General features: G+C 44.8%; 16 protein-coding genes and 2 pseudogenes. 4 read left to right on the forward strand and 14 right to left on the reverse strand.

Annotated elements, in window-relative coordinates:
* The first annotated feature begins 12 nt into the window (after positions 1–12).
* Complete coding sequence (tldD, locus tag PTE_RS00150) at positions 13–1,458, forward strand: metalloprotease TldD (RefSeq protein WP_036842105.1); 1,446 nt, start codon at positions 13–15, stop codon at positions 1,456–1,458.
* A gap of 110 nt (positions 1,459–1,568) precedes the next feature.
* Here tldD and yjgA read toward each other — a convergent pair whose 3' ends face one another.
* The gene (gene yjgA / locus PTE_RS00155; RefSeq protein WP_036842107.1) at positions 1,569–2,108 is read right to left on the reverse strand and encodes a ribosome biogenesis factor YjgA; all 540 of its coding nucleotides are present in this window, start codon (positions 2,106–2,108) and stop codon (positions 1,569–1,571) included.
* A gap of 201 nt (positions 2,109–2,309) precedes the next feature.
* Here yjgA and pmbA point away from each other — a divergent pair, with 201 nt between their 5' ends.
* The 3 genes and pseudogenes from pmbA (at position 2,310) to dinQ (ending at position 5,334) form a co-directional block, all read left to right on the forward strand.
* Positions 2,310–3,650, forward strand: a complete 1,341-nt coding sequence (gene pmbA, locus PTE_RS00160) for a metalloprotease PmbA (protein WP_036842108.1) — start codon at positions 2,310–2,312, stop codon at positions 3,648–3,650.
* A 115-nt stretch (positions 3,651–3,765) separates the two neighbouring features.
* Positions 3,766–4,614: pseudogene (locus PTE_RS00165) on the forward strand (hypothetical protein); the annotation flags it as partial.
* A 627-nt stretch (positions 4,615–5,241) separates the two neighbouring features.
* Positions 5,242–5,334: a damage-inducible type I toxin DinQ gene (gene dinQ / locus PTE_RS27090; RefSeq protein WP_272482622.1), complete on the forward strand. Its 93-nt coding sequence runs from the start codon at positions 5,242–5,244 to the stop codon at positions 5,332–5,334.
* 237 nt (positions 5,335–5,571) lie between these two features.
* Here dinQ and PTE_RS00170 read toward each other — a convergent pair.
* The 13 genes and pseudogenes from PTE_RS00170 to PTE_RS00230 form a co-directional block, all read right to left on the reverse strand.
* Positions 5,572–5,893, reverse strand: a pseudogene (locus PTE_RS00170) (helix-turn-helix domain-containing protein).
* A 781-nt stretch (positions 5,894–6,674) separates the two neighbouring features.
* On the reverse strand, positions 6,675–7,085 hold the full coding sequence (rnk, locus tag PTE_RS00175) for a nucleoside diphosphate kinase regulator (protein WP_036842109.1): 411 nt from the start codon (positions 7,083–7,085) through the stop codon (positions 6,675–6,677).
* A gap of 185 nt (positions 7,086–7,270) precedes the next feature.
* The gene (npr, locus tag PTE_RS00180) at positions 7,271–7,543 is read right to left on the reverse strand and encodes a PTS phosphocarrier protein NPr (RefSeq protein ID WP_021323559.1); all 273 of its coding nucleotides are present in this window, start codon (positions 7,541–7,543) and stop codon (positions 7,271–7,273) included.
* A complete protein-coding gene (rapZ, locus tag PTE_RS00185) occupies positions 7,543–8,394 on the reverse strand; it encodes an RNase adapter RapZ (protein ID WP_021323560.1) in 852 nt (283 codons plus the stop codon). Before rapZ ends, npr begins: the two co-directional genes overlap by 1 nt.
* Before the next feature lie 77 nt (positions 8,395–8,471).
* Positions 8,472–8,939 (reverse strand): PTS IIA-like nitrogen regulatory protein PtsN, encoded by a 468-nt coding sequence (gene ptsN, locus PTE_RS00190; RefSeq protein WP_036837490.1) that lies wholly within the window; start codon positions 8,937–8,939, stop codon positions 8,472–8,474.
* 124 nt (positions 8,940–9,063) lie between these two features.
* The gene (hpf, locus tag PTE_RS00195; RefSeq protein ID WP_036842110.1) at positions 9,064–9,351 is read right to left on the reverse strand and encodes a ribosome hibernation promoting factor; all 288 of its coding nucleotides are present in this window, start codon (positions 9,349–9,351) and stop codon (positions 9,064–9,066) included.
* Between the two features lie 23 nt (positions 9,352–9,374).
* A complete protein-coding gene (gene rpoN, locus PTE_RS00200) occupies positions 9,375–10,814 on the reverse strand; it encodes an RNA polymerase factor sigma-54 (protein WP_036842111.1) in 1,440 nt (479 codons plus the stop codon).
* A 27-nt stretch (positions 10,815–10,841) separates the two neighbouring features.
* Entirely contained in the window at positions 10,842–11,567 is a 726-nt protein-coding gene (lptB, locus tag PTE_RS00205; RefSeq protein ID WP_036842112.1) for an LPS export ABC transporter ATP-binding protein, read from the reverse strand.
* Positions 11,568–11,573: 6 nt separating this feature from the next.
* The gene (gene lptA / locus PTE_RS00210) at positions 11,574–12,107 is read right to left on the reverse strand and encodes a lipopolysaccharide ABC transporter substrate-binding protein LptA (protein WP_036842113.1); all 534 of its coding nucleotides are present in this window, start codon (positions 12,105–12,107) and stop codon (positions 11,574–11,576) included.
* Positions 12,088–12,666: an LPS export ABC transporter periplasmic protein LptC gene (gene lptC, locus PTE_RS00215; RefSeq protein WP_036842114.1), complete on the reverse strand. Its 579-nt coding sequence runs from the start codon at positions 12,664–12,666 to the stop codon at positions 12,088–12,090. Before lptC ends, lptA begins: the two co-directional genes overlap by 20 nt.
* Positions 12,667–12,686: 20 nt before the next feature.
* Positions 12,687–13,250 (reverse strand): 3-deoxy-manno-octulosonate-8-phosphatase KdsC, encoded by a 564-nt coding sequence (kdsC, locus tag PTE_RS00220; RefSeq protein ID WP_036842118.1) that lies wholly within the window; start codon positions 13,248–13,250, stop codon positions 12,687–12,689.
* A 17-nt stretch (positions 13,251–13,267) separates the two neighbouring features.
* Positions 13,268–14,236, reverse strand: a complete 969-nt coding sequence (gene kdsD / locus PTE_RS00225; protein ID WP_036842120.1) for an arabinose-5-phosphate isomerase KdsD — start codon at positions 14,234–14,236, stop codon at positions 13,268–13,270.
* Positions 14,237–14,259: 23 nt separating this feature from the next.
* A complete protein-coding gene (locus PTE_RS00230) occupies positions 14,260–15,234 on the reverse strand; it encodes a calcium/sodium antiporter (RefSeq protein WP_036842122.1) in 975 nt (324 codons plus the stop codon).
* Between the last annotated feature and the right edge of the window lie 228 nt (positions 15,235–15,462).

Genomic DNA, 15,462 nt, shown 5'->3' on the forward strand with positions numbered 1-15,462 from the left:
AGAGTATCAATTATGAGTTTAACTTCTGTCAGTGAACATTTACTGGCTGCAAATAAATTAAGCCATCAAGATCTGTTTTCAGTACTTGGTCAACTGGCTGAACGTCGGCTGGATTATGCCGATCTCTATTTTCAGTCCAGCTATCATGAATCTTGGGTGCTGGAAGATCGGATTATTAAGGATGGTTCCTATAATATTGATCAGGGCGTTGGTGTTAGGGCTATCAGTGGTGAAAAAACAGGTTTTGCTTATGCAGACCAGATCACATTGAATGCGTTGCAACAAAGCGCACAGGCTGCCCGCAGCATCGTCCATGAAGAAGGAAATGGTAAAATCCATACCTTTGGCGAAGTGGCCTACTCTCAACTTTATGCGGCAATCGATCCGCTGCGCAGTTTCTCCCGTGAAGAGAAGATTGCGTTATTGCATCGAGTGGATCAAGTCGCCCGTGCCGAAGATCCGAGAGTGCAGGAAGTGAATGCCAGTCTGACAGGGGTCTACGAACAGGTATTGGTTGCGGCAACCGATGGGACTTTAGCGGCTGATATTCGTCCCCTGGTTCGCTTATCTGTCACGGTGCTGGTGGAGGATAACGGTAAACGTGAACATGGTACCAGCGGCGGTGGCGGCCGTTATGGTTATGAATATTTTCTGGAAATGGTAAGTGGTCAGATCCGTGCAGAACAATTTGCGCATGAAGCTGTTCGTATGGCACTGGTAAATCTTTCCGCTGTTGCTGCACCGGCGGGTACTATGCCGGTTGTTCTGGGTGCGGGTTGGCCGGGTGTGTTGCTGCATGAAGCTGTTGGTCATGGGTTGGAAGGCGATTTTAACCGCCGTGGTACCTCCGTATTCTCAGGTCAGATTGGTGAGAAAGTCGCTTCGGAGCTTTGTACAGTGGTTGATGATGGCACGATACAAGGCCGTCGAGGATCATTGGCAATTGATGATGAAGGTGTGCCTGGGCAATACAATGTATTGATTGAGAATGGCATTCTCAAAGGTTACATGCAGGACAAAATGAATGCGCGCCTGATGGGGGTTGCGCCGACGGGCAATGGCCGCCGTGAATCGTATGCCCATTTGCCCATGCCTCGTATGACTAACACCTATTTGCTGGCAGGTCATTCCACACCGGAAGAGATCATCGGTAGTGTAGAAAATGGTTTATATGCGCCAAACTTTGGCGGTGGTCAAGTGGATATCACTTCCGGTAAATTCGTGTTCTCGACATCTGAAGCTTATCTGATTGAGAATGGCAAGATTACCAAGCCGGTGAAAGGGGCGACCCTTATCGGTTCTGGTATTGAGGCTATGCAGCAGATCTCTATGGTAGGAAACGATCTTGAACTGGATAACGGTGTTGGGGTTTGTGGCAAAGAGGGCCAGAGCGTACCTGTTGGTGTTGGTCAGCCTACTTTGAAACTGGACAACTTGACCGTTGGAGGAACAGCCTGATTTTTGGCTGGTGAGTCTTCTTGTTTGAAGAAGCGGAAAAGGCGCTGGAAGGGGAACTTGGTTTTAAAATTTTCCCCTAACAGAATTAGCGTCTTGTATGTTTTAGATAGTTAGGTTGATTCGGCCATATCTTTAAGATACTGAAAAATCTGACGATAAGATTTAGGTGGCTTATTAGCCGCCTTTTCTTTTTTCGCATTGCGGATCAGCGTGCGCAATTGCTGGCGATCGGTTTGTGGGAATAATTCCACAACGTTATCAATAACATCATCATTGCCATCAATCAATTTATCACGTAATTCTTCCAACTTATGGAACAAAATGATTTGCTGATTGTGACGATTTTTCAGTTTATCAATTGCTGTGGTAATAGGCTCGACATCCCGGGCACGCAGCATTTTACCAATTAATTGTAATTGGCGACGGCGCCCTTCCCTTTTTATCTTCTGTGCAAGTTCAATGGCTGCCAGCAGATCCTCATCCAACGGAATGCGTTCAAGCGCATTTTTGCTGAGATCAACCAATTCTGCCCCCAGCTTTTTCAATGCCTCGGCATCACGTTTAATTTCGCTTTTACTGACCCAAATTATCTCTTCTTCTTCCTCTTCAGCAGGATAATCATTGAGCCAATCTTCAGACTGCTTTGCCATGGTAGTTTTCCTTTTAAAAAGGCCGGATCTGGCAGGTTGATTTTTGGAGCATGACCTGTAGCCCGGTGGGTGTTAACATCCTAATATTGGGTATTGTAACTGGGAAAAACGCCTGATTACCACTCGGCATTACTTTTGTGGATAAAATGGTTCTATTTTCCTGACAGATTTTCCCTTTATTCATCAAATTACGGGTAATTAATGAAAATCACTGATCAAATTGCGGAACAACGCAAACAACTGGAAAATGCAGTTTCACAGGCATTAGAACTGGCAACCGCGGGTTGTGATGCTGCGGAAGTTGCTGTTAATAAAACAACGGGTATTGGTGTCAGTACCCGCTTTGGTGAAATAGAAAATGTAGAATTTAATAGTGATGGTGCGCTAGGGATCACCGTATACCATCAGCAACGTAAAGGGAGTGCATCATCAACAGATTTAAGTCCGGATGCTATTGCCCGTACTGTCCAGGCTGCTATCGATATTGCCCGTTATACTTCTCAGGATCCCTGTGCTGGTCCGGCGGATAAAGCGTTATTGGCGTTTGATGCGCCGGATCTTGATTTGTTCCACCCAACAGAATTGGATACTGATAAAGTAATTGAACTGGCTGCCCGCGCTGAACAAACGGCATTACAGGCAGATAAACGTATTACCAATACAGAGGGCGGTAGTTTTAACAGCCATTATGGTATCCGGGTGTTTGGCAATAGTCACGGTATGTTGCAAAGCTATTGCTCTAGCCGTCATTTGATGTCGAGCTGTGTGATTGCTGAATTTAATGGCGATATGGAACGGGATTATGCGTATACCATTAGTCGTCGTATTGAAGATTTAAAATCGCCGGAGTGGGTTGGGCATGAGTGTGCTCGCCGTGTGTTATCCCGTTTATCTCCGCGTAAATTACCGACCATGAGGGCGCCTGTGCTGTTTGCTGCGGAAGTTGCAACGGGTCTTTTCGGACATTTGGTGGGTGCTATTAGTGGTAGCAGTATTTACCGTAAATCTTCTTTCCTGCTTGATCATCTGGGTAAACAAATCCTGCCATCATGGCTGACGATTGAAGAGCGTCCACATTTGCTGGCAGGGCTGGCATCTTCTCCATTTGATAGCGAAGGTGTGTGCACCAGTAACAGGGATATCATTAAAGATGGCGTATTACAGACCTGGCTTCTGACAAATTATTCTGCTCGTAAATTGGGAATGGCAAGTACAGGCCATGCTGGTGGGATCCATAACTGGTGCATTGCAGGGCAAGGTGAGGATTTTGCTGGTTTACTACGTCAGATGGGAACAGGATTAGTAGTTACTGAACTGATGGGGCAGGGTGTTAGTGCAATAACCGGTGACTATTCCCGTGGTGCCGCCGGTTTCTGGGTAGAAAATGGTGAGATTCAGTATCCTGTCAGCGAGATTACTATTGCGGGTAATCTGAAAGAGATGTGGGCCAATATGGTCACTATTGGGAATGATATTGAAACTCGCAGTAATATCCAATGTGGTTCGGTATTACTGCCGGAAATGAGTATCGCTGGTCAATAAGGGATACTCAGATTAGGTTACAGTGGCCAGCCCTGTTCAAAGGGGCTGGCTAATTAACGGTGGAGATCACCGGCAGCTTCTGGTTGATAAAGTCATTCTAATCCTGTGAATATTTGCCCGTATTGAGGCACACACCGAAAGCACGGCTAGCGGTGATATTTCCGATCCATTCCGGCCACGCTATGCCGTTGATGTTCAATTGCTAGATAATGATGGTCAGGATGCCGCTGTTCCTGTTTACCACGCTGTCCCGCTGCCTTTACCGATGGCGGGCAGTGAATCCGGTATGTTCCAATATCCGCCAGTCGGTACGGTGGTTGAAATTGCATTTGAGGCAGGCCGGACAAGCCCTTTATCCGGCAGACATTAAGCCAGGGCAATACTTTACCGAATATCAAGCCAGGCGAGCAATTGCAGCAGCAGCGGGCGGAAGTCTTGCAGAGGGTAACTCAGGAAGGGCATTGGATTCGTCAGACTGACCAAACGATTAATGAATCGTCTATGCACCGTGCAGTCAGGGCAGACACGGAAACACGTAACGTAGTCGCACGGGAAACCACTTCAGGCCACGGATAAAACCACGGTTTTGGGCACGTCTACGCTATTGGCGGGTGCTGTTCAGCAAATTGCTGACGGCGATTATTGCATAGCAACGTCATCAAATTTTGTCGCCAGTGTAGGGAAAGAGGCCAATATCGAAATCGGACAAACGCTGATAGAGAAAATCGGCTTGCTTAAGCAGAGTATCGCCGGAGCCAGGCAAGAAATCGTCGCGCCAGTGGTTTGGGTGGGCAGCCAGCAAATCAATATCATGACATTGATGTTAGAAACGCTGGATATGTTAATCAACTGACAGCCGCCATACGCACTACAACACAGGTATGCCGGAGACGCCAGCACGATAAGGAACACGGCCTATAAATCGGATGGGCTGAAACAGAAGTATTCGTCTGCGATTGGTTGACTTTTAGTCTGGCAGTATTGTTTGTTTTATAGTCATGTTATAGGTTGATATTTCCGGTTCTAAGTATTAAAATTCTCACGTTAGTTGAAGTGGATCGCGCTAAGGCCGGGGTTACCAACCTGTTTAAGAGCGCAAACAAAAAAACCAACCTCACCAGTTGGTTTTTTCGTTTTTACCTATTTATTAATCCATTGAATNGTATCCAAATAAACTNNTAATCAACGGCTGTTAGNTGAGGAGCGTTNTGGCNNGTGNATCTCNTACNCNNGTTTTCGTAAGTCCTGGNTGNAGTNCANGTGGATGCTGANAANNNTNNNGGTTAGCCCCGGAAATATCAACCTATAACAAAAAAACCAACCTCACCAGTTGGTTTTTTTGTTTTTACCTATTTATTAATCCAAAGAATCGTATCCAAATAAACTTATAATCAACGGCTGTTAGCTGAGGAGCGTGGCGGCCCGTGACTCTAACGCAAGTTTTCGTAAGTCCTGGCTGAATACAGGTGGTGCTGATTCAGAGCCTCGGCCGGAGCGCGATCCACTTCAACTAACATTGATGAGAATCAGCCAGACAGGCAATGTAAAGGCAACGGCTGGGTAAATCGTGCTCCTCAACTGGAGCAAACGGATGAAAGCATTCAAAGCCTTTATTGATACTGCTATCATCGTTCTCAAAGCGTTAGTCGCGCTTTTAGAATTGATCCGTGCATTTCTGAAATAGATAACGGAAACGTAGCTAAGGCCATTGGGGTAACCTCCCGGTGGCCTTTAACATTTACCGCTTTTGATCAAACCACTGTGTTTTATAATCTTTATCCTTCACAAAAATACTGATTTAAAAGCTTAAATTTGGCAATCCCTACTGGATTTGAACCCGTACTCAGGCGATTATTGTTCCGGTAGTATGGGGTAGTCAACAGATTAGTGTAATAAAAAACTGATAATTCAGAGTGTTATATTAGTTTAGTGGTTTAAAAGTTGTCGTTACTTTTTCGGGTATAGAAATAACTGATGTGATATCAGAATTGTTTGGTAAATCATTTCGGACGGTTCGTTTGATAGGCTGCTTATTTTCGTCAAAATACCGACTGGGCCATATTTCAGCAGGGGTTACACCAATTTCCTGAGCAATCAACAATTCTCCTTTAGGTCAGGGCCGCGTTAAAGCATTTGCTAATGTTGAAGAGCTTAAACCGTGCTCTCTGGATAATGATGCCAGCGTTTTTATTCTTCTTACGTATCGCAGCGATAATATCGGCGGTATGCCAATCTTTTTTCATATTCCTGCTTACCATCTTTGATGGTGGCGGTTCAAACAGGGTTCGCAGTACCGGAGAACATCCAATCCGGCGAGGCATAGCCTCCCCTGTCTGAACCGCCATAGAAAGAGCGATAACAGGCACACTGGTAAGAAAATAACCTTACCAGTGGGATGTTCATTCAAGGCTGCGACCCCCTGACCATCGGATTTTGCCGATGGCGACACTGCTTTAACTGATTGTATTATCTGACTCAAGAATCAAATAAATACCTTAGTGACGGTTTGTCTCGCTGCGCTTATGACGAAAACGGCACTACACCGCACCCGCCCGCACGTTTTGGATCAAAAAATTTTTTCAATTTTAAAATACTACGAATCGAACAGCCAAACCGTGCCAGCACTGGCATTGTGAGAGAAGCAGCAAACTGAAATGATTGAAAAGATTTTCAAGGAATTTCAGTTTTCGGATCAAAAGCGGATCACGGGAAAAATATCAAAACAATGATATTAAGGGAAAAATTCTATTTTACGTGGGAGATAGGATCATGACCAGAAGCCGCGCTGATTTTAAGAATTCAAGTAGGACGCGGCCTTACTGAACACATAGAGCTGAAATTAGTTGTTAAGGAATGAAACCTAATACAACTGAGTGAATAGGATAGTTATCTGGACTTGTACCACTTGTAGCAGAAAGTATTATCCAACCTCCTTGAAGATATAAAATTCCTGTCGCCATTTGGCTATCAAAGACAAAAAACCACTTGTGAGATAGTGGTTTTTTGTATTGATTTAATAGGGTTTTATCTGTGATATTCACCGGCAGCTTCTGGTTGATAAAGTAATTCTAATACTTTGACTCGGGTTTCTTCGCCATTTGGCAATTTCCAACTGATTTCGTCGCCGATACGAAGGCCCAATAATGCAGCTCCCAAAGGAGCCATAACAGAAAGCTGGTCTGAACTGTCTTGCAGTGACGCAGGGTAAACCAGAGTGCGCACTCGCTCTTCACTGCTTGTCAGATCAAGAAAACGAACCCGGCTATTCATAGTCACAACATCGGATGGAATTTCTGCTGGAGGTACAATCTCTGCACGATCTAACTCCTCATTCAAAGCGTCAGCGATACTAGTATCTGCAAACGCTGGCTGTTCCAACAGGGAATCTAAACGTTCTGCGTCTAATTCGTTGATGATAATTGCTGGTTTAGTCATACCACACTCCAAATGGAATCCAACACAAAATAACACCCCGCACCGTGAGGAGGGGGTGTTATTTAAAATGATTAACCTGATAGTAGGCTGTTCTTACTGGAAAAGAAAGAGATCATGATCACGAACTGTTTTGTGTTGCTAATGAAAGCAGTTAAGAACATGATAAGCCGGAGGAGTGGGGGGCGTTATTCTTCGTCAAATCCTGAATCAAATAGATTAATGATAGCGGCAAGAGCCTGTTCTTCATCTGGGCCACTGGCTTCAACTTCAATATAGCTGCCTTTTTCTGAATCCAGCATCAGCATGGCAATCACGCTGCTGGCTTCAGCTTCAACATGGCTATCATTGCGCAAGACAACATGAGATTCAAAGAGCTGTACCAGATCATACAGCTTCATTGCTGGCCGGGCGTGCATTCCCAGCCGGTTTTTGATTTCAAGTTTCTGCTTGACAGTCATTATTTCCGCTTTTCGAGAGTACGGTGGCGCGACTGTACGTTTTTGCCGCGGGAGCGGAAATAGTCAGCCAACTGCTCTGCCACATAAACAGAACGGTGTTTACCGCCGGTGCAGCCAATTGCCACGGTCAGATAACTGCGGTTATTGGTTTCAAGCATGGGTAGCCAAAGTTCAAGATAACTGCGGGTCTGATAGATGAAGTTATGCACTTCCGTATGGCGGTCGAGAAAAGCGGCTACGGGACGATCAAGACCTGTCATTGGTCGCAGTTTTGGGTCCCAGTGTGGGTTTGGCAGGAAACGTACGTCAAAAACATAGTCGGCATCAATTGGAATGCCATGTTTGAAGCCGAAAGATTCAAAGACCATTGTCAGCTCGCGTTCCCGTTTGCCCAGCAGACGGGTCCTTAGCATCTCAGCCAGTTCGTGGACTGACATTTCGGAAGTGTCGATAATCAAATCTGCTCTTGAACGAAGTGGCTCCAGCAGATCGCTTTCTTGATCAATCGCGCTTTCCAGAGAAAGGTTTTTGCTTGATAGTGGATGCAGACGGCGGGTATCGCTGTAACGGCGGATTAGCGTATTACGGTCAGCATCAAGAAACAGTAATTGCGGTGAAAAACTGGCTGGTAGTTTAGTCAGGGCTTCTTCGAAAACTTCGGGGGATTCCGGCATGTTTCTTACATCAATACTGACAGCAGCAGAAATATCGCGGTCAGCCAGCGTATTGGCTAATTCCGGCAGCAACACTACCGGCAAGTTGTCTACACAATAAAAACCCATATCTTCCAGTGCGCGCAAGGCAACGGATTTACCCGAACCGGAACGGCCACTGACTATCATCAGCACCATGAGGCGACTCCCCTTAATTTCTCAGTGGTTATTATTATGAGCCACTGTTATCTGTTGCTCTCCATTCATTGCAACAGCTATTCAGTGATAATTGCGTAAAGTTCTTCATCACTTTGTGCCGATCTTAAACGACGACAGAGATTTTTATCTGCAAGGCGTTTGGCAATCAATGACAATGTGTGTAAGTGTGTTTGGCATTGATCGTTTGGAACCAGTAAAGCAAACAGCAAATCGACTGGTTGATTATCAATGGCATCGAAAGCGATGGGTTGTTCCAGATTGAGGAAAACGCCAACAGCTTGATCTGAGCTTTCTTCATCCAGCTTACCGTGAGGGATAGCAATACCACTGCCAATTCCAGTAGTGCCTACTTTTTCTCTGGTCAATATTGCTTCGAATACGATATTCTCGGGTAATTTAAGCCGCTTAGATGCCAGCTCACTGATAATCTCTAAAGCCCGTTTTTTGCTCGAACAATGTACATTGTTGCGCGTACATTCGAGGGAAAGTACAGAGCTTAGTAGTAAATCTGCTTGGTTATTCATTTTTCTATTCGCTTAGGTGCTTAATTGATACCGGATGCCATAGGTTATCTGTGGCATCCGGTATTTGTGCACTGTTTTACAGCAAGACTCCGCTGTTTTTACTACAGCTATTGTTAAATAACTGTTAATGTTGTCTCAGTTTATCTTTATGTTTGGTTAACTGACGAGCCAGTTTATCGACCAGTCCATCAATTGCTGCATACATATCTTCATGTTCTGAGGATGCGTGCAACTCGCCTCCGTTAATATGTATCGTGGCTTCGGCGATTTGTTGTACCTTTTCCACACGGAGGATTACCTGAATCAGGTTGATCCTGTCGAAATATTGATCCAGCTTGCTGCATTTTGCAGTGATAATGTCGCGTAATGCATCAGTAATTTCAATATGGTGACCAGTTATTTTGAGTTGCATATTGTCTTCCTTCTCTGTTCATTTCAAACCAAACGCTTACGTTGGTTTGATGGCGGAATGGATAACGACTCTCGATATTTTGCGACAGTCCGTCGGGCAACCATAATGCCTTGATCGGCTAGCATGCTCGTCAGTTTGCTGTCACTTAATGGTTTGGCGGAGTTCTCCGCTGCTACCAGTTTTTTCACCAAAGCCCGTATTGCAGTTGAAGAGGCTTCGCCTCCACTTTCTGTATTAACATGGCTGGAGAAAAAATACTTCAATTCGAAAATGCCACGTGGGCTGTGCAGGAATTTCTGGGTAGTCACCCTGGAAATGGTAGATTCATGCATATCAACCTGGAAGGCAATATCTGCCAAAACCATGGGCTTCATATGTTCTTCGCCATGTTCAAAAAATTCCTGTTGCTGTTCTACAATGCAGCGCGTCACTTTCAGCAGAGTATCATTTCGGCTTTCCAGGCTTTTGATAAGCCATTTAGCTTCCTGTAGGTTATTGCGGATAAACTGGCTGTCACTTTCATTGTGTGTATGTTGCCCAAGTTCCGCATATTGCTGATTAATGTGTAAACGGGGAATGCTATCTGTATTCAATTCTACTTGCCAGTGTTCACTTTCTTTTCGAACCAGCACATCAGGGATGACATACTCTGATTCACCTGTGTTTACTGCCAAACCAGGCCTTGGCTCAAGTGACTGAATGAAATCAATCACTTCTTTTAGTGTATCTTCTTTCAAGCGACTTAAACGGATTAAATTGCGGAAATCCCGATGACCCAGTAACTCCAGATGCTCGCAGACGATCAATTTCGCTTCTTTCAGATAAGGTGTTTCTGGTGGAAACATGGATAGCTGGATCAGTAGACAATCTTTCAGATCACGGGCAGCGACACCGATAGGATCAAAATGTTGTACCCGTTTGAGCACGGTTTCCACTTCTGCCAGAGTCAGTTGATCGTCGCCAATGCTGGCAAGGATATCCTCCAGTGGTACAGTAAGGTAGCCTGTATCGTCTACGGCATCAATAATTGATGTAGCAATTGCCGCGTCTGTTTCCGTGAAAGGGGTCAGTCCTGCCTGCCACATCAAATAGTCTTGCAGGGTTTGGACTGTTTCACCTTGGTAAAGTGGCAAGTCGTCATCGCTATAGTCATTACGTGTACCGGAAGGCGTCCCCGCGGTGTAAATTTCATCCCAGCTGGCATCCAGTGGCAACTCATCCGGCATATCTTTTTGTTGCAGGGCATCAAGCGTATCCATAACGTCAGTTTCGTTGTCAGGAGATTCCTGATGACTGATTTCTTGATGATCTTCATCCTGCTCAAGCAAAGGGTTCATTTCTAACGCTTGCTGTATTTCCTGTTGAAGTTCAAGCGTAGAAAGTTGCAACAAACGAATGGCTTGTTGGAGCTGTGGTGTCATAGCCAGTTGCTGACTGAGCCTAAGTTGCAAACTTTGCTTCATAGCGTTAAACCAATTCTCTTGGCTGAATTAGAGCCGGAAACCTTCGCCTAAATAGACGCGCTTCACCTGTTCATTATTAAGGATATCATTCGGTGTGCCGTGAGCAATCAGCTGCCCCTGGCTGACAATATAAGCGCGCTCACATACATCTAATGTTTCACGGACGTTATGATCTGTGATCAGGACGCCTAGCCCGTAATCTCTCAAATGCTGAATAATTTTTTTGATATCGATTACTGAGATTGGATCTACGCCGGCGAAAGGTTCATCCAGCAAAATAAATTTAGGGTTGGCGGCCAGTGCGCGGGCAATCTCTACGCGACGACGCTCACCACCGGAAAGTGATTGACCCAGATTGTCCCGTAGGTGGCTGATATGGAACTCCTCCATCAGCTCTTCGGCACGTTCCTTCCGTTGTTCCTGTGTCAGATCCTGACGGATCTCCAATACGGCCATCAGATTGTCGAATACATTCAGACGGCGGAAAATAGAAGCTTCCTGAGGCAAGTAGCCAATACCACGGCGCGCCCGTTCGTGAAGTGGCAGCAGGCTGATATCTTCGCCATCAATGGTAATTGTCCCGGCATCCCGTGCAACAATACCTACGACCATATAAAAAGTCGTGGTTTTCCCTGCGCCGTTAGGGCCAAGCAGGCCAACAATTTCACCGGAGTTCACATTTAAGCTGACATTTTCAACGACCTTACGGCCTTTGTAAGCTTTTGCCAGGTTTTCTGCGTTTAGTATTGCCATATCTCGTTATTTACTCTTGTTGTTAACCGCAGGGCTTTCTTCTTGTAACTGAGAAGGTAACAGAACAGTTGTCACTCGTTTACCTTTCTCACTGAACGCTTCCATTTGCTGGGTTGGGACCAGGTAAGTGATACGGTCGCCTTTTATATTGCTGTCTAACTGTTCCAGATAGGCGTTGCCAGTCAGTGTAACCAGCTCTTTATCCATTTCGTAACGCATTTTGGCACCGTGGCCCTTGATTGGTTTGCCGTTGTCCTGTAGCTGATAGAAAGTTACCGGATTACCAAATGCCTCAATAACCATTTTTTTAGAATCGCCATCCGGGCGGGTCACAACAACTTTGTCAGCGTGGATATCAATAGAGCCCTGTTTAACGATCACGTTTTCTGTAAATGTGGCAGTGTTCCCAGTCATGTCAAGGGATTGCTTAGCAGAATCAATAGAAATTGGTTTCTGGGTGTCATCTTTCAGTGCCAGAGCCGGAAGACTGACTGTAAAAATGGCACTGGCAATAAGAGCATTACGGATTCTGTTGTTCATGTTGGATTTCATAGTAGGTGTTAACCTTTTCAATCAGTTCAGCGGTTTTGTTCCGCAGATTGCCACGCATTTTCATACCGACGGATTTCAATCCTACGCCAATCAGTGTGACCTGATCGTCGGATGAAACATCCTGAGTGACCAGATTGACGATAGCATTCTCTGTGGTAATACGCTGTAATTGTGCCGTATCAGTCAGGCTGTCAACCTGCACATCTCCGTAAAGATAGAGCATTCTGTCGTTGGTCAGTTTGGCTTTGTTCGCACGAACTGTCCATGTAGCAATGGCGTTTGAGTCATATGTCGTTAATACCGGCTTGGTAAACCAGGTAATTTTTGACTCAGCATAATTCTGGACATCATCTGCGACCAGTTTATACGTCAGCTTACCCGTAGGATCATAAACAAAAGTTATGGTTTCCTGACTTTGATATGTTGGCTGATTGTTATCTGTAGCAGAAGATGAGTTAGTCTCGTCTGAATCAGATAAGCTCCAGCCAATTAACGCCAGGGTGATTAACGCCAGTATTATAGCCAGCCAGGATTTGATTTTATCCATTCTCGTTTCGCTTCAACCTACTATATTGATAATCCTTTGGCCTCTTCCAGCTTATTCTGAGCGAAAAGCACCAAATCACAAAGTTCTCTTACCGCGCCGCGTCCCCCTGCAATCTGGGTGACATAATGCGCTTTTGGTAGTAGCAATGGATGTGCATCTGCCACAGCGACAGATAAGCCCACTTGTTCCATGACCGGCCAGTCAATCAGGTCATCACCGATGTAAGCAACCTGTTCTGGTTTTAGCCCCAGTTTATCTAACAGTTCTCTATACGCCAAAACCTTATCACTTTGTCCTTGGTAAAGATGTGTAATGCCCAGGGTGTTTGCTCGATCTTCCAGCAATTTTGCCTTACGGCCGGTAATAATAGCGACTTCGATTCCTGAAGTAATTAGGCAGCGAATTCCGTAACCATCACGAACGTTAAACGTTTTCAATTCTTCACCGTTATTGCCCATATATATCAGGCCATCAGACATCACACCGTCAACATCGCAAATCAGCAGACGGATTCTACCGGCTTTTTCAATAATGTCTTTATTAACTGGACCATAACAGGTATCCAGATAAACTAATTGGCTCATTAAGACGTTCTCTCAGGTTAAACTACGCCAGCTTGTAGCAGGTCATGCATATGTAATACACCAAGTAATTTATTTTCCTCGGTAACCAGTAAGGAAGTGATATGGTGTGACTGCATTAAGTTCAATGCATCAACGGCAAGGGCATTTGGTTTGATACGGATACCGCCAGCTGTCATAACAGCTGAAATTTTGACATTGTACAAATCAAGTCCCATATCAAACACTCGCCGCAAATCACCATCAGTAAAAATACCATCAATATACATATTTTCGTCGCAAATGACGGTCATACCCAATTTTTGGCGGGTGATTTCGACGAGGGCTTCACGTAAAGAGGCATCACGATTCACTCTTGGGATATCATCGCCTGTATTCATTAAATCACTCACCAGCAGCAGAAGTTTGCGTCCAAGTGTGCCGCCTGGATGTGATAGTGCGAAGTCTTCAGCGGTAAAGCCGCGTGCCTGGAGCAATGCAACCGCTAAAGCATCACCCATAACCAATGTTGCAGTGGTGCTGGTTGTTGGCGCTAAACCTAATGGACAGGCTTCCAGCGGGACTTTGATACACAGGTGGATATCTGCGGCTTTTCCCATGTTGCTGTTGTAATTGTTAGTCATGCAAATAAGTGGAATTTTTTGGCGTTTCAATGCGGGGATCAGTGACAGAATTTCATTGGATTCACCCGAGTTTGAGATAGCTAAAACAATATCTTTAGGCGTAATCATACCGAGATCGCCGTGACTGGCTTCTCCCGGATGAACAAAAAAGGATGGCGTGCCGGTACTGGCGAAAGTTGCGGCAATTTTACACCCGATATGGCCGGATTTGCCCATCCCCATGACAATAACTTTACCTTCGCAGTTGAACATCAGTTCACAGGTGCGGGCAAAATCTTCATTGATATAGTGTTCAAGTTCTGCCAACCCATCACGTTCTATCTGTAATACTTTCTTACCCGCTTGCTGAAAATCAATCTTAGGCATTTCTTTTTCCTACTGATTTGTGTTTATTCAATACTGTAATTGAAAATAAACAGCACGATAAAATAAGCGATAAAGCAGCTTAATAACAGGACACCTTTAAATCGGTTTAACCGATGTTTACGACCCAGACAAAATGCAGCAAATATTGTGCTGGCTACCATCATGACCCAAAAATCACGGTGGAAAGATTGAGGTGAAATGGCTGCTGGTGAGAGTAATGCGGGAAGGCCCAAAACAATTGATATATTGAATATATTCGAACCTATAATATTCCCGAATGCAATATCATCTTCTCCTTTGAACGCGGCTGCAATAGCGGTTGCTAATTCTGGCAGGCTGGTACCGACCGCAAGCACAGTCAGTCCGATAACTAATTCACTAATACCATAAATGCGGGCAATAACCGTCGCATTATCAATAACCATGCGGGTTGCCATAGGTAAAATAATCAGCCCTAATAGTATCCAAAGCAGGGCAATGCGTTTATTGCCTTCCAACGGTAATTCAGAAACCTGCTCTTGTGTGTAAATATCAGCTTCGGCACGGCGTGGCAAAGCCGCCATTTTTATCATCAGTAATATATATACAATGGCAGAAACCAGTAATACTAACCCATCCATCCGGCTAAGATAGTTATCACTCATCAAATAACCACAGAAAGCGGTGATCAGCAGCATTAAAGGCAGTTCTTGCCGCAACATATCTGATTTTACTTCCAGAGGGCGAATAAATGCAGCAGCACCGGTGATCAGCAGCAGATTGGTAATGTTGGAACCAATAACATTACCAACAGCCATATCAGGTTGACTATCTAGCATGGTAGTAACTGAAACCATTAATTCGGGCAAAGAAGTTCCGATGCCGACAATGGTAATGCCAATAATAAAGGGAGGCAGCCCCAGAGTACGGGCAAAAATGGCAGCGCCATATACTAATCTATCGGAACCATATACCAGTAAAATCAACCCAGTAATTAAGAGTAAAAAGGTCAGAAGCATGAAGCATCCCTTGTAAGGTATATTCCGAATTTAATATTAACGTTGGTTGATTTCTTAAACAAAAATTGTTTGTTCAGTTAGATGAGGTATATTCTGACGGCGACGGGTGGAAAAGTAAAATTTGTCACAACTTTAGTGGCGAAAACTCGCCAGTTTTTTTGTAGTATATGTGATTAATATGTGAACCAAATATAAAGCCAATTTATAAACCGTTAAGGGTTATCAATA

It is taken from the genome of Photorhabdus khanii NC19 (assembly GCF_000517265.1).
Taxonomy (GTDB): domain Bacteria; phylum Pseudomonadota; class Gammaproteobacteria; order Enterobacterales; family Enterobacteriaceae; genus Photorhabdus; species Photorhabdus khanii.

Bases quoted from the DNA above. Each gene is read 5' to 3' on its own strand.
- pmbA (WP_036842108.1), top strand. From the start codon at position 2,310: ATGAAAATCACTGATCAAATTGCGGAACAACGCAAACAACTGGAAAAT.
- hpf (WP_036842110.1), bottom strand. From the start codon at position 9,351: ATGCAACTCAAAATAACTGGTCACCATATTGAAATTACTGATGCATTA.
- lptC (WP_036842114.1), bottom strand. From the start codon at position 12,666: ATGGATAAAATCAAATCCTGGCTGGCTATAATACTGGCGTTAATCACC.
- kdsC (WP_036842118.1), bottom strand. From the start codon at position 13,250: ATGAGCCAATTAGTTTATCTGGATACCTGTTATGGTCCAGTTAATAAA.
- rnk (WP_036842109.1), bottom strand. From the start codon at position 7,085: ATGACTAAACCAGCAATTATCATCAACGAATTAGACGCAGAACGTTTA.
- tldD (WP_036842105.1), top strand. From the start codon at position 13: ATGAGTTTAACTTCTGTCAGTGAACATTTACTGGCTGCAAATAAATTA.
- npr (WP_021323559.1), bottom strand. From the start codon at position 7,543: ATGACTGTCAAGCAGAAACTTGAAATCAAAAACCGGCTGGGAATGCAC.
- lptA (WP_036842113.1), bottom strand. From the start codon at position 12,107: ATGAACAACAGAATCCGTAATGCTCTTATTGCCAGTGCCATTTTTACA.
- ptsN (WP_036837490.1), bottom strand. From the start codon at position 8,939: ATGAATAACCAAGCAGATTTACTACTAAGCTCTGTACTTTCCCTCGAA.
- rapZ (WP_021323560.1), bottom strand. From the start codon at position 8,394: ATGGTGCTGATGATAGTCAGTGGCCGTTCCGGTTCGGGTAAATCCGTT.
- yjgA (WP_036842107.1), bottom strand. From the start codon at position 2,108: ATGGCAAAGCAGTCTGAAGATTGGCTCAATGATTATCCTGCTGAAGAG.
- PTE_RS00230 (WP_036842122.1), bottom strand. From the start codon at position 15,234: ATGCTTCTGACCTTTTTACTCTTAATTACTGGGTTGATTTTACTGGTA.
- lptB (WP_036842112.1), bottom strand. From the start codon at position 11,567: ATGGCAATACTAAACGCAGAAAACCTGGCAAAAGCTTACAAAGGCCGT.
- rpoN (WP_036842111.1), bottom strand. From the start codon at position 10,814: ATGAAGCAAAGTTTGCAACTTAGGCTCAGTCAGCAACTGGCTATGACA.
- kdsD (WP_036842120.1), bottom strand. From the start codon at position 14,236: ATGCCTAAGATTGATTTTCAGCAAGCGGGTAAGAAAGTATTACAGATA.
- dinQ (WP_272482622.1), top strand. From the start codon at position 5,242: ATGAAAGCATTCAAAGCCTTTATTGATACTGCTATCATCGTTCTCAAA.